Below are 19,805 nucleotides of genomic sequence, written 5' to 3'. Positions count from 1 at the left end.
CGAAGGAGTGGCTCACTATAGCGCTGCTTGCATAAGGCAGGAATACACAAAAGAAAAGGCCCGCATTAAGCGGGCCTTGATGTAATGGCTGGAGTACTAGGATTCGAACCTAGGAATGGCGAGATCAAAACCCGCTGCCTTACCGCTTGGCTATACTCCAACAAAACCGTTTTTCTTTTACTTCGGTATCTACAGTGTAGATACCTAAATAGTGGCTGGGGTACTAGGATTCGAACCTAGGAATGGCGAGATCAAAACCCGCTGCCTTACCGCTTGGCTATACCCCAGCAAAATCATGGTGGCTATGGCGGGATTCGAACCTGCGACCCCATCATTATGAGTGATGTGCTCTAACCAACTGAGCTACATAGCCACACTTAAATCCCGTTGAGCTAACAATTGTTCAAAACCGAAAAGGTTAATCGAATTGTGCCCGTATGCCCGCCTAAGCCGACATCTTCAATATGGCTGGAGTACTAGGATTTGAACCTAGGAATGGCGAGATCAAAACCCGCTGCCTTACCGCTTGGCGATACTCCAGTAGTGGTGCGGAAGGAGAGACTTGAACTCTCACGCCTTGCGGCGCTGGAACCTAAATCCAGTGCGTCTACCAATTCCGCCACTCCCGCATTTTTGTTCATGGTGGCTATGGCGGGATTCGAACCTGCGACCCCATCATTATGAGTGATGTGCTCTAACCAACTGAGCTACATAGCCAACGAGTGAACGGCGCGAATTATGCCGATACCTAAGCATAGCGTCAACGGTTTAAGGGCCTATCTGTGTTGTTTGCCGACTATTTGCTCAGAAGCGGGGACTTTTTCAGCCATTTAGGCCAATTTAAAAAAGGGGTGGGCCTTGCTAAAAGCCAATTGCGCCGGGGTGAATACCCATGAAGAACAAGGGTGGCTTTATTTTGTAAAACGCACTGGAAGCATGGCCCCTTAGGCACCTAACGGGGTAGGGTGTTAGGCAAACGTTCTGGTCGCGCCATTATCTTGCATTTTTTCGGCCAGACGATTGCTGCGAGGATCTCCCATGCCCAAGCCGTTATTATTGCACCCTGACCGCTTATTCCCCGCCGACCCCAGCCTGCGCGCTATTGCTCGGCGTCTTTATCAAAGCATTAAAGCGTTACCCATTATCAGCCCACATGGCCATACTGATCCGCGCTGGTTTGCCGAAAACGCCGCCTTTGAAAATGCCAGCGAACTTTTTATTCGCCCCGACCACTACGTGTTTCGCATGCTCTACAGCCAGGGCATCAGCCTTGAGTCCTTGGGGATATCTCGGCTCGATGGCAGTACGGTAGAACAAGACCCGCTCGCCATCTGGCGACTGTTTGCCAAGCATTACCCGCTATTTCGCGCCACGCCGTCACAACTTTGGCTAGAAACGGTATTTCACGAGGTGTTTGGGCTAACCGAAAGGCTCGATAGTGATACCGCTGAACATTACTTTGAGGTCATAAGCCAAAAGCTGGCGACAGAGGCCTTTAAACCCCGGGCGCTGTTGGACCGCTTTAATATTGAAGTGCTCGCCACAACTGAAGGTGCCTTGGATAGCCTTAAATACCATGGCGCTATTAAAGGCAGCAGCATCGAGAAACGGCTGATAACCACCTTTAGGCCCGACGATGTGGTTGACCCTTCGCGGCCAGATTTTCGCGATAATGTGCTTAAGCTGGGTGAACTGACCGGGGAAGATACCCACAGTTGGGCCGGTTACCTAGCGGCGCTTCGCCAGCGGCGGGCGTTTTTTCGTGAGCACGGTGCTACTGCCACTGACCATGGCCACCCCACAGCGGCTACGGCGAACTTGTCTCCGGCTGAAAGCCGTATTCTGTTTGAGCTTTGTTTGAGTGGTAAGGCTGGCGCGGCGCAGCAGGAGCTGTTTCGTGCCCAGATGCTTACCGAAATGGCGGCCATGAGTATTGATGATGGCATGGTAATGCAACTGCATCCCGGCGCTTATCGTAACCATAACCCCCTGGTTTTTGAGCGCTTTGGCCGTGATAAAGGCGCCGATATGCCATCGGCTACCGAATACGTTGCCGCCCTTAAGCCGCTGCTGGATAAATTCGGTAACGACCCACGCCTGAACTTGATTGTCTTTACCCTTGATGAAACCAGTTATGCTCGCGAGCTAGCACCGCTGGCGGGCCACTACCCTTGCCTGAAACTAGGGCCTGCCTGGTGGTTTAACGACAGCCCCGAAGGCATGTTGCGGTTTCGCCAGCAGGTAACTGAAACCGCAGGTTTTTATAACACTGTTGGCTTTAACGATGACACCCGCGCCTTTTTATCTATTCCCGCCCGTCATGATGTGGCGCGGCGTATTGATTGCCGCTTTTTGGCCACCTTGATCAGTGAGCACCGTTTAAGCGAAGACGACGGCTTTGAGCTGGCCAAGGCGCTGGCCTACGACTTGGCGAAAAAGGCTTACCGGTTATGAGCAGTGATACAACTCCAAAAGCGCCGCTTACCAATGCAGCGCTGGCTTCACTGCCAAAGGCCGTTATTAAGCCTTGTTATCAGCGCCAAACCATTAAAACGGGCATTGTCCACCTTGGCCCGGGGGCCTTTCATCGCGCCCATCAGGCCGCCTATATCGACAGCCTGCTGGCAACGGATAATCGCTGGGGCATTTGCGGCGTATCTTTGCGCTCAGCCTCGCTGAAAGCGGCCCTTGGCCAGCAAGACAATCTCTATACCTTGGCGATACAAGAGCGTGAACCGCGGTATCGCGTGATAGGGGCTTTTAGCGAATTACTTGCCGCCCCTGCTGATAACGCCGCCATCTTGGCGCGAATGGCAAGCCCTGACACCCACCTTGTTACCCTTACCGTTACCGAGAAGGGCTATTGCTTGGACGGCAGCGGGCTTGATTGGCAGCACCCTGATATTCAAGCGGATTTGGCCGACATCGACAATCCAGTGTCCGCTATTGGCTTTTTGGTGGCGGCCCTTAAGCGCCGTTTTAACCAAGGCACTTTGGGCCTCACTGTGCTGAGCTGCGATAACCTCAGCGATAACGGCCACAAGTTAAAGAGCGCGGTGTTGGCTATGGCGCAATACCTTGACCCGGCCCTTAGCCAGTGGATAACACACCATGTTGCCTTTCCCTGCTGCATGGTCGATGCCATAACGCCGGCATCAGATGCCGCTTTAAAGGCCGATGTCGCCGCGACGCTAGGGGTTGGTGATGCCTGGCCTATTAAACGTGAGGCCTTTTGCCAGTGGGTGATTGAAGACAATTTCAGTGGGCCAAAGCCTGCGCTAGACAAGGTTGGCGTTACCTTTACCGGCAACGTCGCACCTTATGAGCAAGCCAAGCTAAGGCTATTAAATGGCACCCATTCTGCCTTGGCCTATTTGGGCAGTTTACTGGGCCTCGAAACGGTGTATGACGCCATAAACCAACCGGCGCTGGCGTTCTTTATTGAAGCACTGGTCAGCGAGGAGATTGCGCCATCGTTATCCGTGCCCGACGCGCTGGATATAAACGCCTACGCTAGCGCCATTATTGAACGGTACCGCAATCCTTATATTCGCCATTTACTGGCGCAAATTGCCTGGGACGGTTCGCAAAAGCTGCCGTTCAGGCTGCTTGCGACTGTCAAAGACAATCTAAAGCAGGGGCGCAGCATCAAGCGGCTCTGTGTTGCGGTGGCAGCCTGGCTGCACTTTATTCAGCGCCAGCGGCAATGCGGCGGCAAAGTGGTTGACCCCATTGCTCCTTCACTGCTGGCCTGTGAGACAGTGGCTGACTTTTTAGCCTTAACAAGCGTTTTCGGTGAATTGGCCGATAATCCGGTATTTATTGCCGAACTTCATGCCGCTTATCAGCGCCTGGCCGGAATGACTCTCGCGACGGCCAAATTGCATTTGTAGCAAGGTTGCTGCCTGTAAAAGAAACCCAGCCGCATTAATTGCGGCTTTTTTGTACGATTTTTATTTCTATCTTTATGATTTAGGTCAATTTTTTGGTGAATATTGGCCTACATCTTTTTTGCATACGGCCGATGCAGACTCGGTCAGCGGTTGCCATCGGCTATAAACCGCGGCCATCAAGGGTGCTTTTACAGCCAATCCCGCCTTTAACTTTTTGAATTTTAATGTTTTCCCTTGATTTTGGGTTGTGAGGGTTTTATGCAGTCGGCTTCTCGTGGTGCGGTATCAGTGATAAATGAGGACAGTTGGTGGGACAGACTGTCTGCTCGTTATCGCTTGTCACAAAAAATGCTGCTTTTGATGGGGCTTATCACCCTTGGTGTGGTGGCCACCAATGCCTTTAACGGCCTGGAAACGCGCGAATCCATTCGTGAGGTTATCGACACGGGGCTTGAAAGCCAGGTCGACAGCTACCAAAAGCTTTTGCAGCAGTTTTATGACCAAGATCCGGCGCATTTTCTGCAAAAGAGCCGCCAGGTGTTAGAAACCGCTCGCTGGGGTGAAGACAACAGTGATTATCTGTTTTTAACGAAAAGCAGCGGTGAATTAGCGATATATCCACCGAACAAGAGCCGGGAAGGAGGCTTTGCCGACCCGGTGGCGCTGGAAGGACGCAGCAAGAATTTAAACCAGGGTCTTGCTGAGATTGGGCAAACCAAAACCCCGACCTTAATGCGTTATCGCTATCAAAAGCCGGGTGGCGGCAAGGTGCTTAAGGATGTGTACGTGGTGCCGGTTGGCCCCTACCTGTTAGCGGGCGGTGTTTACCTTGATGCTGCCGACAAGCAAATGCATCAGCTCTTGGTGCGCAGCCTGTTGGCTTTAGCCTGTTCCCTGGCACTGCTGGGGCTTTGGATCATGAGCCTTAATAAGGCCATTAAAGTGCGGGTGAAACGGGTTATGACCGGTCTTGCTCGCATTAGCGAAAGAGACTTGAGCCAATCAGCGCTGCTGCACGGCAAGGATGAATTTGCCGAGGTGGCCAGAGGCCTGGAAACCACGCGCCTGGCGTTGTCTGATGTACTCAATGCCCAGCGCACCAGCGCTGTAACACTGGCCAGCACCTCAACCCAAATGGACAACGGTATGGTTCAGGTCAGTGCTGCGGTGGTTTCACAGCGCCAGCGTTTGGAAACCTTGGCGTCGGCACTTGAGCAAATGGCCAGTTCCACCCAAGAAGTGGCCAAGAATGCCCAGGCCAGTGCCACTGATACCCAACACACAGCCCGTATGGTTGCCGAGGGGATGACAACCCTTGATGGCATTATCAGCGCCGTGCATCGCTTGTCTGAAGATATGAACAGCACGGCATCGGCGGTGGATGAAGTAGAACAAGGGGTTAGCGAGATTGGCAAACTGGCCTCTGCCATTAATGGTATTGCCGAGCAAACCAATCTGTTGGCGCTCAATGCCGCCATTGAAGCTGCTCGCGCCGGTGAGCAGGGCCGAGGTTTTGCGGTGGTGGCCGATGAAGTGCGGCAACTAGCGGGGCATTCGCAGCGCACAACGCAAGATATCGCGAATGTTATCAATAGCCTGACTGGCCATACTGGCCAAGCTGTCACCATGATGCATGGCGCGGTAAAAGCCGCCGAGCAAACCATGGCTGAGGTGGAAGCGGCGCGCAGTGAATTTAACGCCATTAATGACAAAGCCACACTGATTGCTGACCACAGTACGCAAATCGCTGCCGCTTCCGAAGAGCAAAGCTTGGTGACCGAAGAAGTTAGCCAAAACCTCATTGGCATTCGTGACGCAGTTGAAGAAACCGAAACCGTGGTTAATGAATTGCACAGTGCCAGCAGCAGTTTGAAAGGGGAGGCGCAAAACATGGAGCAACTGGTGGAAAGTTATCGCCTTGAGCGATAACCGCTTCAGTTTAAGGCTGGTCTGCTCTGACCAGTCTTAAACATTTATATGTTTATCGCTCCTCGTCGCCTTACAATACTAGGCACTCTGCTTGCTTTTTTTCGTAATTTGCTAATTTACCCTCGAATCGCTTGCTTACCCCCCAACGTTTATTGATGGATGAGTTGTTTATGCATGCTGTATCTCCCGGGTTTGACCGACCCAACAACGAAGGTCTTTGGCAGCGTTTTTCTGCCCGCCTGAACTTATCGCAAAAGATGTTATTGCTACTGATCCTGGTGGTGATCAGCGTAGCCATCTCCTCGCTGTATAACGCGTATAAAACCCGCAGTTCAGTGATGGAGCTGATTGACAGCAAGCTGGTTGACCAGGTTGAGGGCTACCAAGGGGTATTAAAGGCGATTGCCAAGTCTGACCCCGAACATTTTTTGAGCCGTGCCAGAGAAATTCTTTACAACGCGCGTTGGGGGCAAGACAAAAGTGGCTATCTGTTTTTAGTCAGCCACGACGGCCACCTCACCATCTTCCCGCCTAAATTGTCCAGGGAAGGGGCGCAGATGTCAGAGCGTTCACTGGAAAACAGTGACTTGGGCCTTCGCGACGCGGTGACCAAAGTAGGCCGTACCGGCGTACCTGCCAGGCTCCGTTACAGCTATATCAAGCCCGGCACCGGCAGCGTAATCAAAGACTCCTACGTTGTACCTGTTGGTGATTACATCTTGATTGGCGGCGTTTACCTCGATGCCGCCGACAAAGAAATGACCAGCTTTTTAACCGACAGTGTGATCTCACTGCTGATCGCCATTGTGGTGCTAAGCCTTTGGATCTTTGCGGTGAATAAAACCATTAAGGGCCGGGTAAAAGAACTGATGCAAGGCCTGGGCAGCATCGGCCGGCGCGACTTGAGCAAATCAACAGCGCTGCGTGGTAAAGATGAGTTTGCCGAAGTCTCTATTGGCCTGGACGACACCCGTAAAGCGCTAGCAGAGGTACTGCATACCCAGCGCAGCAGTGCCATGACACTGGCCAGCGCCTCGGTACAAATGGACAGCGGCATGAGCCAGGTAGGCGAAGCGATTTTATCGCAGCGCCAACGCTTGGAAACCTTGGCTTCGGCTTTGGAACAAATGGCCGGCTCCACGCAAGAAGTTGCCAACAATGCCCAGGCCAGCGCCGCTGACACCCAGCATGCCTCTGACTTGGTCAGTAAAGGTATGACGACCCTTGAACAAATTATCGATGCGGTTCGTTCGTTAGCCGAAGATATGGCCAATAGCGCCCAGGCGGTGGAAGAGGTCAATCAAGGGGTCAAACAAATCGGCAAGTTAACCGATGCGATTGATGGCATTTCCGAACAAACCAACCTGCTGGCCCTAAACGCCGCCATTGAAGCGGCGCGTGCCGGTGAGCAAGGCCGCGGTTTTGCTGTTGTAGCTGACGAAGTACGGCAGTTGGCGGGCCATTCCCAAAAAACGACCCAAGATATTGCGCAAGTAATAAAAGGTTTAGGCAACCAGGCCGATACCGCGGTATTGCGTATGCGCGAGTCAGCCAATACCGCAGACAAAACCTTGGAAAATGTTGAAGCATCCCGTCAGGAATTTGATGTGATCAATGAAAAAACCGCCCAAGTGGCTGATCACAGTACGCAAATTGCTGCCGCGGCCGAGCAGCAAAGTCAGGTGACCGAAGAGGTGAACCGTAACCTTCTTGGTATTCGTGACTCGGTTGAAGAAACCGAGCGGGTTATCAACCAATTGCTTGAAGCCAGCGGCAGCCTTAAGCAAGAAGCGAATAACATGGAATCTTTGGTCGCCGGTTATCAGTTACCGAACAAGGTCTAATAAACGTCGGTTCGGCCATCAAGCCGTGTCAGTGTCAGCTGGCGCGGCTTTTTTTAACTCTGCTACAAAGTGCTGTTTAAGCTCGGCTAACACCTCTGCTTGAGCCTTATCAGCCTTATGAACCAAACCTAGCTGGCGGTAAAAGCGCTGCTCACCTAAATCGAGCGCCGTTACCGCCGCCGGCCAGCGCCGCCAGCTAAGGGTCTGCGGCACTATTGCAACCCCTAAGCCTTTTGCCACTAAGGTTACCAACGTATCAAGCTCATCAATTTCACAAACCTCGTTAACGTCAATACCTTGCTCGCGCAGGTAGCGGTCAACTTGGCGGCCGCCAAATGAGGTATGTTCGTAACGAATAAAAGGCTGTTGCGACATAAGCTCTATCGGGCTGGCATTGGCCAACTGGCGTGGCACCAGCAACTGATAAGGCTCTTGCAGTAGTGGCGTCCAGGTCAGTTCATTAGCCAACGAAAAGGGCGGTTTGATAACCACGGCCAAATCCAGCTCGTCAGCATCAACCTGATTTATCAAGTCAAAGGACATGCCAGGCACCACCCGGGTGCGAAAACGCGTGTTGTGGCGGTGAAAGCGCAGCAACACTTGCGGTAATAAGGTGCGCTGAATGGAGACGATGGCCCCCAGGGTGAGTTGTGGCTTTAGGGCCGGAGCCTGCGGTTTGTTTCCCAGCTGCTGAAACTGGCGCAGCAGCGCCTGTATTTCCGGCAGCAGTTGCTGACCTTGCCGGTTTAACTTGGCGGCGCGGCCACTGCGGTCGAAAAGGGTGATACCCAGTTCAGTTTCCAGGCGCTGCATTTGGGCGCTAACGGCGGCTTGGGTCAGGCCAATTTTTTGGCCAGCCGCTGCAAAAGTGCCTTCTTGGGCCACAACGGCAAAGGTGTTGAGTTCGCGAAGCATCGCTTTAATTCGCAAATTAAATTTGTGTATGGTGCAATTATATATTGATTTTTCTCAATAAAAACCCGCCGTATATTGTGTTCTTTAACCTTGACCACTGGTATGGAGACGTTATGCCTTTGTCACCTTTTCATTTAGCCATTCCCGTATACGACCTTGCCGCTGCCCGGCGCTTTTATGGTGAGGTATTTGGGCTTAGCGAAGGCCGCTCAAGTGAACAATGGGTCGATTTCGATTTTTTTGGCCACCAATTGGTTATCCACGAGCATCCTAAAACCGCTTCCCAAGATAGTGCCCATACCAACCCGGTTGATGGCCATGAGGTGCCGGTACCGCATTTTGGGGTGGTTTTAGAATGGCAGCAGTGGCACGCCCTGGTTGAGCGTTTGCAGTCTTACAACACCCAGTTTGTTATCGAGCCTTATATTCGTTTTAAAGGCCAGGTAGGCGAGCAGGCAACGATGTTTTTTTATGACCCTTGTGGCAATGCTTTAGAGTTCAAAGCTTTCAAAGATATGAATCAACTCTTTGCCAAGTGATTGACAACTAAACCTAATTTGGTAGCCTAACAGTGCTGAATATTTCAGCCGTAAGCGTTTAACGTTAACCAACGCACATCCACCGTTGATCGGCGGAGTGCGTTGTTGTGTCTAAACGTCCCGCCTGTCAGCGGTTTCAATCAGGAGACCGCTTTATGACCCAATCAGATAAAAATGATGCCCAGCTTGACGTGATCAAGTTGATCTTGGCATTGACCTTGTCGTATCTGGCCGTGGCCATGCCGCTACCGGTTTTGTCTGGCTATACCCATCAGCATCTTGGGCTGGGAGCCGACTTAGGTGGCCTTGCGGTCGGTATTGCCTTTTTATCAACATTGCTCACTCGCGGCCCCGCAGGCGACCTTGCCGACGGCCGAGGCGGCAAAAAATCCATGCAATGGGGGCTAATTATCTATTGCGTCGCCGGGCTCATTTGCATGTTGTCCCATTGGTTAAGCCCGCTATTGAGTTACGGCGTGCTGCTGTTAGGGCGGTTGCTGCTTGGTGTGGGTGAAAGTTTTACCATCGTTGGCATGGTTAGCTGGGGAATTGGCTTGATGGGCCCGGCTCGTTCCGGCCGGGTAATGGCCTGGCTTGGCATGGGCATGTACGGCGCTTTTGCCCTTGGCGGCCCTGTCGGGCTTTGGATTTACCAAAAGTGGGGCTTTATTGCTTTGATGGCCGTGTGCGCTTTGCTACCCCTGATAGGGTGGTTTGCCATCCGGCCTTTGCCGTCATCCAAACCCATTCCAGGCAAGCGAGAGCCCTTTTTCAAGGTGGTTAAATCCATTTGGGCACTGGGCGCCGTTGTTGGCCTGCAAGGGGTGGGCTTTGCGCTATTGGGCGCTTTTATTACCCAGTATTTTGACAGCCAGCATTGGGCCCATGCCGGCTGGGGCCTAACCTGCTTTGGTGGCGGTTTTGTGTTGGTGCGCATCTTGTGCGGCCATCTGCCTGACAAAATAGGCGGCGGCAAAGTGGCTTTTGGTGCCTTGATTGTTGAAGCCGTTGGCCAATATCTGTTGTGGGGCGCTGGTAATAGTTACATGGCGTTACTGGGTGCCTTACTTACCGGTATGGGCTGCTCCATGGTTTATCCCGCCATGGGCGTTGAAGTGGTGAAAATGATCAATCCACAGCAACGCGGTACCGCCCTGGGTGCCTTTTCGGCTTTTCAGGATTTAGCTTACGGTGTTTCGGCGCCGCTTTGTGGTTTGCTGGTGGGCAGTCAGGGTTTTGGCATTGTGTATCTGATAGGCGGCATTGCCGCGAGCTTGGCGCTGGTACTGCTGATAAAAGGACGGGTGACCGAGCAGCAGCAGGCGCAGGCACCTTCTCAATAATGGCGCCAGCCGGTACGCGCACCGTCATAAATAACAGGGCCGCCTTCGGGCGGCTTTACCTTTACTCAATAATTTTCTAATTTGAGCGAGGATCCTATCGGCTGACAAGGACGCAAACATGGATGCGCAAACCCAACCCCAATGGACTTTTACTCCTCAAAACCCTTATCAAATCAATAGTGTTGCCCTTGATTACAACGGTGACCGCTGTGTGTTCGGAACCTCCAGTGAATACGGACAAGGCGATTTTGCCTTTTATTGCTGCGACGGTCGCGGTAATGCGCTTTGGTCTGAGCCTTTGAGCCCTAGCGCCACCCAGGGCTTTTTCTGGGCTTGTATCAGTGACAATGGCGACTACGCCGCAGGCGGCGGTCAATACAGCGAAGACAGTGGTTTTTTAAAGGCCTACGACTGCCATACCGGTAAGGTGATGCTGGATGTATCGTTACCCGGCCGGGTGAACCAGGTGTCGATGAACCACGATGGCCGTTATCTGGTGGCGGTGTTTTCTGACACTGTGCAGCTGTATCGCCGGGAAGAAGACCAATATGCGCTGCGAAGCAGCCAGGCACTGAATGCCGAAGAATTGAGCTTTTATGGTAACAGTGCCGTGATTGCTACCGATGGCAACACTGTGGTGGTATCGGGCCGTAATTACGATCAAGATAAAGGCTATGTATTTGTTTTTGATATTGAAGATGAAAAGCTAGCCCACCTACGTGGCTGTTTGGTGGATACCGCTTCGATGCGGGTTGCTGTGAGTCACCACGGCCAGTTTTGGGCGGCGGTGTTGCACGACGGTAGTTGTGTGCTCTTTAGCCGTGACGACCCGGCAACGCCTTTTGCCCGTTGCCAGCCAACGCTTGCCGGGCTGGGTATTGGCTATGGTCTTGACTTGGTGTGTACCGAGCAGAACCAAGTGCTGGCAGCCTGTGGCGTGAATATCAGCAATAGTGATGACCAAGGGCTGTTGTATGTGGTGAAAAGTGACGGCAAAACGGCCAGTTTAGCCTGGCAGGCACCGCTGACGTATCCGGCGAACCCTGGCATCAGCTTGGATAGAGCCGGCCGCTTTGTGACGGCAACCGATGGTGCGCCGGAAGGTAAAGAAGAGTCCGCCGGGCATTTTTATCTGTTTGATGCCCAAAATGGCGCCGCGCTTTGGCGCTACCAGACCAGCTTAATGAATTGGCCAATGATGATAACCGGCAGTGGCAAGCGCATCCTGGGCGGCAGTGACGATGGCCTGGCTTACTACTGGCATAATGAGTAACGGCTCTTAATAAAAACGGCCGCTGTTGTGGCCGTTTTTCTTTGCTCAGGCACTGACCGCCACTTTGTTGCGACCGGTACGTTTGGCCTCTAACAGGCGCCTGTCTGCCCGCTCAAAGGCGGCCATCAGGGTTTCATCACTGCCAATTTCCACCACACCAAAGCTGCCAGCCAAACCGCTAATGGTGCCGTGTAAGGTCAGTTGCATCAGGGTTAGGCGAATTCTTTCAGCGGTTTGCATCGACTCTTGCAAGTTGTTACCCGGTAGCAGCAACATAAATTCGTCACCACCAAAGCGGCCAAGCATATCGGCTTGGCGCAGCTGCTGTTTTACAGCGGTGACTACCGCTAACAGTGCGTTATCGCCAACGGTGTGGCCGAAGCGGTCGTTAATGTTCTTAAAGTGGTCAATGTCAAAAACCACCAACGAAATGGGCTGGCGATAGTGGCGGGCTCGTTGCAGCTCGTGTTCGCCTTGCTCAAAAAAGTGGCTGCGCGAAGCGGCCTTGGTTAAGCCGTCTTCCAGTGCCATTTCACGAAGCCTGACGTTATGGGACACCAGTACCGGCACCGTTAGCCCAAAGTAGGTGCTGGCGGCCAGCACATTGATGGCAAATTGATAGACCAGCGCGTGGTCGTTAAGGCCAAGTATTTTAATGCCAATGGCAGTTAATGTGCTTAACAGTGCCAGGCTAATGGCGCCGCGCAGCGGGCTTTCGGTATAAACAATCCACATCTGTGGAATACATAAGAAGAACACCGAAAACACGGTTTCCTGATGATGAAATTGGGCCGTGGCCGTCATTGCTAAAATCAGCAACAAGGCACTGAGCACCAGCTTCATTACGTAGCCGTAGTTTTCAACATCAGGCTGGCGCAGCCCCATTTCGCTTAGCCAGGCACCAGAGCGGGGGTAAATACGGCTGATGGCACCGATAAACAGCGGTGTCAGCACCACAATGCCGATAAGGTCGCCTATCCACCAGGCCAGCCAGATGTTATTGACCGATGATTCGGTCACAATGCCGCCAAGCTGTAAGGCTTGGGTGCCACAGAACGTGGCCAACAGTGCAGTCAGTGGCCCTATCAGCAAAAAGGCGAGTATGACCTGTGGCAATTCATGGCGGCCAGAGCGGCGTATAAAGAGGTTGACCAGGCTCGCGCCAAACCAATAGCTCAGGCAGTGCGCAGTACCAAACAGCACACCAGAGCGTAATAGTTCCAGCCACCCGTACCCGGTTTTATAAATAATATTCTCGCCAAAAGTGCTGGCGACAGCGCAAATCATAATGGCCGGTAGTGCGCGCGGGCCAATCAGCAGAAAAGCGGCAAAGGAAAGGCCGGCAGGAGGAAACCAGATGCTGGCATGAGGAGCGTATTCCATTAATCCTGAAACACGCCACATCGCCATCCACAGCAATATCAGCAGCAAGTCGCTCAGCCATGGCTTTTGCAACAACAAATTATTGGCTCTCACCGTTTTGGTCAGCAGCACTTTATTGTTTTGCATGTCTTCATTACGTCGTTGCAAAGGGGAACCTGCGCGTTGTTGATCGCCATTTCAAAAGCGTTGCAAAAAGAGCATATATGAAAATGGGTATTTTAATATGCTAACACGATGCATTTAACATTTAACCAACATTAATGTTCGATTTTTCTATAGCCATAGCCGCTAAGGAATAACTGTTGGTGATCGCTTGAGTACATATTAGGGTAACTCTAGGGTAGATAAGGTTTTTTATTTGCCAAGGAGTGCTGATGATCACGGCTGTTATTTTTGACCATGATGGTACCTTGGTGGATTCAGAGCAGCTGCACTATGTACTTTGGCAGCGGGTTTTGAAGCCATTGGGGTTGCAGCTTGAGGTGCAGGATTACCAAGCCCATTACGCCGGTATTCCTGCCCTCGAAAATGCGCAGCGTTTGGTGCAACACTTTGATTTGTCGATATCGCCATCGGCATTAGCCGAACAAAAAGCGCGGCTTAGCCAACGGTTTTTACAACAACACCCCTTTCCTTTACTGCCTGGTGTTGCCAAGACCTTGGCGGCCTTTCAGCAAGCTGGCATACGCATGGCTATTGCCACCGGCGCCAATCAATATGCTGTTGACGCCACCTGCCGTTTTCATCGGCTTAGCCATTTTTTTGAAGCCATCGTGAGTCGAGACGATGTGCAGCATGGCAAGCCGCATCCGCAAACCTACCAACTGGCGCTGAGCCGTTTGCGACTAAGCGCCGCCGATTGTCTGGCAGTTGAAGATACGGTGCATGGCATGAAAGCCGCGCTTGCTGCAAAGCTGCCCTGTGTGGTGGTGCCATCGCCAATGTCAAAAGCGCAAGACTTTACCGGCGCCGCAGCCAGCTTCTCGAGCATGGCGGCGGTTAAAAAGTGGGTGTTAGCGCAGCAATAATGCCACCTTGCGGCAAGGCTTTTGTGCCACCGGTTAGCTATGCTGCAAACCTTGCCACCTCTTGGCTTTGTCGGAACGTAAGCCAAACTGGTCGAGCACCCGCGCCACAATGTGGTTAGTGACATCATCAATGGTTTCGGGCTGGTTATAGTAAGCGGGCATGGGCGGCACTATCGCGGCTCCCATTCTTGACAGCGCCAGCATGTTTTCCAAATGAATGCTGCTAAGGGGCGTTTCCCTTGGCACCAGTACCAGCTTACGGCCTTCTTTGAGTATGACGTCGGCCGCTCGGCCGACCAAACCATCAGCAAACCCCATGCGAATGCCGGCCAGGGTTTTCATGCTGCAAGGGATCACTATCATGCCATCGGTCAAGAAAGAGCCGGAGGAGATGCTGGCGCCTTGGTCTCCTGGCGAGTGCACAACATCGGCCAGGGCGGCCAGGTCGTGGGCTTTATAGGCGGTTTCGGTCTCGATAGTGACTTTCGCCCACTTCGACATCACCAAATGCACTTCAACATCGTTCATGTCGCGTAGCGCTTTTAGGAGTGCCACTGCCAACGGCGCGCCAGTGGCACCAGTGATGCCGACGATTAATCTCATTGCGACTCCGTAAAATTAGTAATGTTCGTATACGTACAATGTCTATGGTAAGGTGAATGCCATCGCTTAAACAAGCGGCCTGAGGCAACAGAGCATGGCAAAAAGTGTAAGGAGGGAAGTTTTTCACTTACTGCGCCGGTTAATGCAAGAACATACCGCCATTTGGCAACAGCATATCAATGCGTTGACCAAACCCCAGTTCGCGGTGCTGCGCGCCATTGATGAACAGCCTGGCATAGAGCAGGTTGATTTAATGGGCCCGGCGGTTGCAACCAAGGCCACCTTGGCCGATTTACTGGCGCGCCTGGAAAGCCGTGGTCTGGTACGCCGAGAGCCGAGCCTGACGGATAAGCGTCGGCGCTATGTATACTTGTCCGAGCGAGGAAAAGCAGTGGTTGCGATGGCAGCACCTGCCAGCAAGGAGGCTGATGATGTATTTCTTAATCGCCTGTCCGTGGCCCAGCAGCAAGAGCTGAGCCGGCTTCTGGGGCTGATGCTGGAGGAAAAATGACGGCCATAATTGAAGAAGTCGTGCTGCTAGATGAGAACAACAAGCCTGTTGGCGTCATCGAAAAAGCGCGTGTTCACCACCAACAAACCCCGCTGCATTTAGCGTTTTCCTGTTACATCCTCAATGACAAAGGCCAAATTTTGCTCACCCGCCGGTCCCTAAACAAAAAGGCCTGGCCAGGTGTCTGGACCAACTCGGTCTGTGGCCACCCGCTACCGGGTGAACCGATGGCCGCAGCTGTTACCCGGCGCTGCCAGTATGAACTGGGGCTGCAGGTACAAAAAATTGAAATGCTGTTGCCGGAATTTAGCTATGTTGCACAAGATGCGTCCGGCATTATGGAAAACGAGTTTTGCCCCGTCTTTAAGGCCTATTGCCAAACGCCGCCAGCACCATTAGCCGATGAAGTGATGGACTGGCACTGGGTCAATCTTTCAGACTTGCTGTTAGCCGTGTCGGCAACCCCTTGGGCTTTTAGCCCCTGGATGGTTGCGCAATTAAAGGCGCTTGAAGAGGCTGGCCATATTGAGGCGCAAGCTGCTTAAGCGGCCGGTGGCACAAAGGCTTTTCTGGCTTTCACTACCGCTTGGCGTGTTACGCAGTCGTGGACGTGGTCATTAACCAGCCCCATGGCTTGCATAAAGGCATAAACGGTCGTGGGGCCAACAAATTTCCAGCCCATTTTTTTTAGCGTTTTGGACAGCGCTACCGACAACGCTGACGTTGAACGGCTTTGCGGTGTAAGGCCTGTCTCGGTTTCTTCATAGCGCCAAAAAAAGGCGGCTAAAGAGCCTTCCTTGGCTACCAGCTCTTGCGCGCAGCGAGCGTTATTAATCACCGCTTCAATTTTCCCCCGGTGGCGAACAATACCGGCGTCATTTAGCAAACGTGTTATGTCATCTTCATTAAATTGCGCGACCTGGTGAAAATCAAAGCCGGCGAAGGCGCGGCGAAAGTTTTCACGTTTGGCCAAAATGGTTCGCCAGCTCAGGCCCGACTGGAAGCTTTCCAAGCAGAGCTTTTCAAAAAGACGGATATCGTCGGCAACCGGAAAGCCCCACTCGTTGTCGTGGTAGGGGAAAAAGGCGTCGTCCCCCTGGCACCAGCGGCAACGTGGCTGGCCATCGGGCCCGGGAATAGTGTCAGACATATTGCCTCATCGTGGTGTTAAAAGCGCCATTTCAGACAGGGTAACAGATGTAAATTCTGGGTTTACAGCGTATTAGGTGAATAACGTAGCTGCCGCGGCTTCAGGACCATTAGCCTAAGGCGCTGTAACCGTTGTCGACATAAATCACCTGGCCGGTAATGTTTTGGGCGTTATCTGACACCAAAAACGCCGCGGCATGGCCAATTTGTTCAATGGACACCTGCTGATGCAGCGGCGCTTTTGTAGCGGCTTGTGCCATTAAGGCGTCAAAATGGGCAAGGCCAGAGGCGGCTCTGGTTGCAACCGGCCCCGGAGAAAGGGCATTGATACGAATATTCTGCGGCCCAAGCTCCTTGGCCAAATAGCGCACGCTAGCCTCGAGCGCCGCTTTTACCGGCCCCATCAGGTTGTAGTTATCCACCACCTTTTCGGCGCCGTAGTAACTCATGGTCAGTAGCGCGCCGCCTTCGCTCATCAGCGGTTCGGCCGCTTTAGCCAGGCGCACCAGTGAATGGCAAGAAATGTCCATGGCCAAGGTAAAGCCCTCGACAGAGCTGTCAACAAAGCGGCCCTGAAGGTCATCCTTCGGGGCAAAGGCCACCGAGTGCAGTACAAAATCAAGGCGGCCCCATTTTTCAGCAATGGCGTCAAAAAGTGCCTGCATTTGCGGTGCTGACCGTACATCCAGCGGCATAAAAATGTCGCTGCCCAAGTCCTTTGCCAGGGGTTCAACATAGGGCTTGGCCTTCTCGCTTTGATAGGTAACAGCCAGGCTTGCCCCTTGTTCCTTAAAGGCTTTTGCGCAGCCGTAAGCGATTGAATCAGCATTGGCAAGGCCAACGATCAGGCCTTTCAGCGGGCGGCTCATAATAGCTCCTTGGCAAAGTGTTCCTGGATCTCCATCGCCATGCAGCCCTCTTCATTGGCTGCGATCACCAACTGGGTAAAGGGCGGCAAATGCGCCAGATGCGACATGATTTTGCAGCGCACCGGTGCGGCGTTTTCGCCAATGCCACCGGTAAACACCAAGGTGTCTAAACCGCCAATAGATACCGCCATGGCGGCGATTTGCTGTGCGGTCTTAAAAGCAAAGTAATCAAGGGCAAATTGCGCTTCAGGTTTACTGCTTTCAAGCAGGGTTTTCACGTCATTACTGAGCCCTGAAAGCCCCTTCAACCCCGACTCTTCATAGAGTTGGTATTCCACGTCATCAAGCGGCATATCCAGGCCCTTGACCATATAAATAACCGCGCCAGCGTCGATGTTGCCACAGCGAGTGCCCATGGGCAGGCCCTCTAAGGCGGTCATGCCCATGGTGGTATCAACACTTTGCAAATCCTTCATCGCGCACAGGCTGGCGCCGTTGCCCAAGTGCGCAGCGACAACCCGGCCACTGGCCAACTGCGGGTGTTCGCTACGCAAATGATGAGCTATCCAGTCGTAAGACAGGCCATGAAAACCGTAGCGGCGAATGCCTTTTTGAAAAAGCGACTGGGGCAGGGCATAGCGATTAAAAAGCGGTTGGTGGCGGGCATGAAAAGCGGTGTCAAAACAGCCAAACTGGCGAATGTCAGCGCGCCTTGCTGCCAAGGCTTTTACCCCTGCCAAGTTATGGGGTTGGTGCAGTGGTGCCAGCGGGCAAAGGCCTGCCAGGTAGTCCATGGCGGCGGCTGTTAGCTCCACCGGGTCGGTGTAACGGTCACCGCCATGCACAATGCGGTGAGCGGCGGCCACCCAATGCCAAGACGGCGGCTGGGCATCGAGCCAGTTAAGCACGGCTTCCATGGCACTGTCGTGATTGTCGGCGCCAGCCAGTGGCACCGGTTGTTGGGGGGCGCTGCCAAGGCTTGCCTTAAAGCGGGCGCCGGTGCCGATGTCTTCAACCTTGCCGCCTGCTAACAGCGGCAGGTTATCTGTCAGTGCAAACAGCCGAAATTTAATGCTCGATGAGCCGGTGTTGATGGTCAGTAGGGCCGGGGTCATTTGAGGCTCCCTTGTTGCCTGGCATCAGCCAGGAATACCGCCGCCGCGCAAGACAGCAGCCGGGTGCGCAGGCTATCGGCGCGGCTGGTCAGAATAATGGGTACCCGGGCACCAAGCACGATGCCGGCAGCGTCGGCTTTACCAAGAAAGGTCAACTGTTTGGCGAGCATGTTGCCGGCTTCGATATTAGGCACCACCAGAATATCGGCATCCCCTGCCACCGGTGATTGAATGCCTTTGTTTTGCGCGGCTTCCAGGCTGATGGCGTTATCCAGTGCCAAGGGGCCGTCAAGAATGGCGCCTTCGATTTGGCCGCGGTCGGCCATTTTGCAAAGGCTGGCGGCATCCAGGGTTGAGGCCATACGGCTGGTCACCGTTTCTACCGCTGACAAGATGGCTACCTTGGGCAGGGTGCCTTTTTGGCCAAACAAGGTGTGCCAAAGGTTAATGGCGTTTTGGCAGATGTCGGCCTTTTCCTCAAGGCTTGGCGCAATGTTAATGGCGGCATCGGTGATAATAAGCGGTTTGTTGTGGCCGCGAACGTCCATGACATAACAGTGGGATATGCGCCTTTCGGTGCGAAGGCCGCTGCTGGTTTTGACCACCGCGCCCAAGAGTTCGTCGGTATGAAGCGCGCCTTTCATAATGGCCGCCACCTCGCCGCTGGCGGCAAGCTCTGCCGCTTTGGCAGCGGCGCCATGGCTGTGCTCGGTATCGACCAGTGGCCACTGGTTAATATCGATACCGGCTTCATCGGCCGCGGCGCTTATCCGCTCTTTCGGGCCCACTAACACCGGCGCAATAAGGGCGGCCTCAAAGGCTTCTTTTACCGCCAGCAGCGACGCCTTATTGACCGGGTGCACAACGGCGGTTTTTACCGCCCCGCGGTCATGGCAGGCATCAATAACGCTTTGGTAATGGTCCTGATACAGCTCGATATTGGGTAGATGCGCGCGCTCAATGGATAAATGCTCGGTGGGGGCCAGCACGGTGGCAATGCCACTGACCACCACCTCACCATTTTCGTTGGTGCATTGGCAATCAAAATCGACCAGCGGTTTGCCGGTATCGGCCTTGCTTTTTACGGTCAGGGTCACGGTTACTTCATCGCCAAGGCGCACCGGCCGTTTAAAGTGAATATCCTGGCTTAAATAAATGGTGCCAGGGCCAGGCAGCTGGGTTCCCAGCACCGTTGATATCAAGGCCCCTGACCACATGCCATGGCCAATAACGCCATGGAACAGGCTGGCCTTGGCGTATTCGGGATTCATATGCGCGGGGTTGATGTCACCCGACATCACGGCAAACAGGTTGATGTCGTCTTGGGTCAGGGTGCGCTTAAGGCTGGCGCTCTGGCCGATGGACAGCTCGTCAAAGGTAATGTTGTTTAAGCGGTTGTTGTCCATGTCTT

General features: G+C 53.3%; 17 protein-coding genes and 6 tRNA genes. 10 read left to right on the top strand and 13 right to left on the bottom strand.

Annotated features, from left to right (window positions below):
- Nucleotides 1-85 precede the first annotated feature (85 nt).
- From DW350_RS13065 to DW350_RS13040, 6 genes are all read right to left on the bottom strand, one after another.
- Nucleotides 86-160 (bottom strand) — tRNA-Gln (locus DW350_RS13065).
- 52 nt (nt 161-212) lie between these two features.
- Nucleotides 213-287, bottom strand: a tRNA-Gln gene (locus tag DW350_RS13060).
- 9 nt (nt 288-296) lie between these two features.
- Nucleotides 297-373 (bottom strand) — tRNA-Met (locus DW350_RS13055).
- A gap of 92 nt (nt 374-465) precedes the next feature.
- Nucleotides 466-540 (bottom strand) — tRNA-Gln (locus tag DW350_RS13050).
- Nucleotides 541-544: 4 nt separating this feature from the next.
- A tRNA-Leu gene (locus tag DW350_RS13045) sits at nt 545-629 on the bottom strand.
- An 11-nt stretch (nt 630-640) separates the two neighbouring features.
- A tRNA-Met gene (locus DW350_RS13040) sits at nt 641-717 on the bottom strand.
- A 321-nt stretch (nt 718-1,038) separates the two neighbouring features.
- On the opposite strand from DW350_RS13040, the gene uxaC reads away from it, so the two are divergent.
- From uxaC to DW350_RS13020, 4 genes are all read left to right on the top strand, one after another.
- On the top strand, nt 1,039-2,454 hold the full coding sequence (uxaC, locus tag DW350_RS13035; RefSeq protein WP_115719352.1) for a glucuronate isomerase: 1,416 nt from the start codon (nt 1,039-1,041) through the stop codon (nt 2,452-2,454).
- Nucleotides 2,451-3,893, top strand: coding sequence for a mannitol dehydrogenase family protein (locus tag DW350_RS13030; protein WP_115719351.1), 1,443 nt, complete (start codon nt 2,451-2,453; stop codon nt 3,891-3,893). The genes uxaC and DW350_RS13030 overlap by 4 nt, the downstream gene beginning before the upstream one ends.
- A gap of 258 nt (nt 3,894-4,151) precedes the next feature.
- Nucleotides 4,152-5,822 carry a methyl-accepting chemotaxis protein gene (locus tag DW350_RS13025; RefSeq protein WP_115719350.1) on the top strand — a complete coding sequence of 557 codons (1,671 nt, stop codon included), beginning with the start codon at nt 4,152-4,154 and terminating at the stop codon, nt 5,820-5,822.
- Between the two features lie 170 nt (nt 5,823-5,992).
- A complete protein-coding gene (locus DW350_RS13020; RefSeq protein WP_192954676.1) occupies nt 5,993-7,666 on the top strand; it encodes a methyl-accepting chemotaxis protein in 1,674 nt (557 codons plus the stop codon).
- Between the two features lie 18 nt (nt 7,667-7,684).
- Here the strand turns inward: DW350_RS13020 and DW350_RS13015 are convergent, their stop codons facing one another.
- Nucleotides 7,685-8,581: a LysR family transcriptional regulator gene (locus DW350_RS13015; protein WP_115719348.1), complete on the bottom strand. Its 897-nt coding sequence runs from the start codon at nt 8,579-8,581 to the stop codon at nt 7,685-7,687.
- 113 nt (nt 8,582-8,694) lie between these two features.
- On the opposite strand from DW350_RS13015, the gene DW350_RS13010 reads away from it, so the two are divergent.
- The 3 genes from DW350_RS13010 (at nt 8,695) to DW350_RS13000 (ending at nt 11,736) form a co-directional block, all read left to right on the top strand.
- Nucleotides 8,695-9,120, top strand: coding sequence for a VOC family protein (locus DW350_RS13010; RefSeq protein WP_115719347.1), 426 nt, complete (start codon nt 8,695-8,697; stop codon nt 9,118-9,120).
- A gap of 155 nt (nt 9,121-9,275) precedes the next feature.
- Nucleotides 9,276-10,463, top strand: a complete 1,188-nt coding sequence (locus DW350_RS13005) for an MFS transporter (protein WP_115719346.1) — start codon at nt 9,276-9,278, stop codon at nt 10,461-10,463.
- 118 nt (nt 10,464-10,581) lie between these two features.
- Nucleotides 10,582-11,736 (top strand): WD40 repeat domain-containing protein, encoded by a 1,155-nt coding sequence (locus DW350_RS13000; protein WP_115719345.1) that lies wholly within the window; start codon nt 10,582-10,584, stop codon nt 11,734-11,736.
- Nucleotides 11,737-11,781: 45 nt separating this feature from the next.
- Here the strand turns inward: DW350_RS13000 and DW350_RS12995 are convergent, their stop codons facing one another.
- The gene (locus DW350_RS12995) at nt 11,782-13,266 is read right to left on the bottom strand and encodes a GGDEF domain-containing protein (RefSeq protein ID WP_152032981.1); all 1,485 of its coding nucleotides are present in this window, start codon (nt 13,264-13,266) and stop codon (nt 11,782-11,784) included.
- A 227-nt stretch (nt 13,267-13,493) separates the two neighbouring features.
- Here DW350_RS12995 and DW350_RS12990 point away from each other — a divergent pair, with 227 nt between their 5' ends.
- The gene (locus DW350_RS12990) at nt 13,494-14,147 is read left to right on the top strand and encodes an HAD family hydrolase (protein ID WP_115719343.1); all 654 of its coding nucleotides are present in this window, start codon (nt 13,494-13,496) and stop codon (nt 14,145-14,147) included.
- Nucleotides 14,148-14,180: 33 nt separating this feature from the next.
- On the opposite strand, the gene DW350_RS12985 is transcribed toward DW350_RS12990, so the two are convergent.
- The gene (locus DW350_RS12985) at nt 14,181-14,750 is read right to left on the bottom strand and encodes a non-oxidative hydroxyarylic acid decarboxylases subunit B (RefSeq protein WP_115719342.1); all 570 of its coding nucleotides are present in this window, start codon (nt 14,748-14,750) and stop codon (nt 14,181-14,183) included.
- A gap of 94 nt (nt 14,751-14,844) precedes the next feature.
- Here DW350_RS12985 and DW350_RS12980 point away from each other — a divergent pair, with 94 nt between their 5' ends.
- The gene (locus DW350_RS12980; RefSeq protein WP_115719341.1) at nt 14,845-15,261 is read left to right on the top strand and encodes a MarR family winged helix-turn-helix transcriptional regulator; all 417 of its coding nucleotides are present in this window, start codon (nt 14,845-14,847) and stop codon (nt 15,259-15,261) included.
- Entirely contained in the window at nt 15,258-15,806 is a 549-nt protein-coding gene (gene idi / locus DW350_RS12975; RefSeq protein ID WP_115719340.1) for an isopentenyl-diphosphate Delta-isomerase, read from the top strand. The genes DW350_RS12980 and idi overlap by 4 nt, the downstream gene beginning before the upstream one ends.
- On the opposite strand, the gene DW350_RS12970 is transcribed toward idi, so the two are convergent.
- From DW350_RS12970 to DW350_RS12955, 4 genes are all read right to left on the bottom strand, one after another.
- A complete protein-coding gene (locus DW350_RS12970) occupies nt 15,803-16,411 on the bottom strand; it encodes a DNA-3-methyladenine glycosylase I (RefSeq protein ID WP_115719339.1) in 609 nt (202 codons plus the stop codon). The two genes, idi and DW350_RS12970, sit on opposite strands and share 4 nt — an antisense overlap.
- 109 nt (nt 16,412-16,520) lie before the next feature.
- Nucleotides 16,521-17,279 (bottom strand): enoyl-ACP reductase FabI, encoded by a 759-nt coding sequence (fabI, locus tag DW350_RS12965; RefSeq protein ID WP_115719338.1) that lies wholly within the window; start codon nt 17,277-17,279, stop codon nt 16,521-16,523.
- On the bottom strand, nt 17,276-18,394 hold the full coding sequence (locus DW350_RS12960; protein WP_115719337.1) for an acetate/propionate family kinase: 1,119 nt from the start codon (nt 18,392-18,394) through the stop codon (nt 17,276-17,278). The genes fabI and DW350_RS12960 overlap by 4 nt, the downstream gene beginning before the upstream one ends.
- Nucleotides 18,391-19,800: a bifunctional enoyl-CoA hydratase/phosphate acetyltransferase gene (locus DW350_RS12955; protein ID WP_115719336.1), complete on the bottom strand. Its 1,410-nt coding sequence runs from the start codon at nt 19,798-19,800 to the stop codon at nt 18,391-18,393. The genes DW350_RS12960 and DW350_RS12955 overlap by 4 nt, the downstream gene beginning before the upstream one ends.
- Nucleotides 19,801-19,805 lie beyond the last annotated feature (5 nt).

Origin of the sequence: Gallaecimonas mangrovi (assembly GCF_003367375.1) — a bacterium.
Taxonomy (GTDB): Bacteria; Pseudomonadota; Gammaproteobacteria; order Enterobacterales; family Gallaecimonadaceae; genus Gallaecimonas; species Gallaecimonas mangrovi.
The sequence above is the reverse complement of the archived record's forward strand: the minus strand, read 5'-3'. Positions and strand labels throughout refer to the sequence as shown.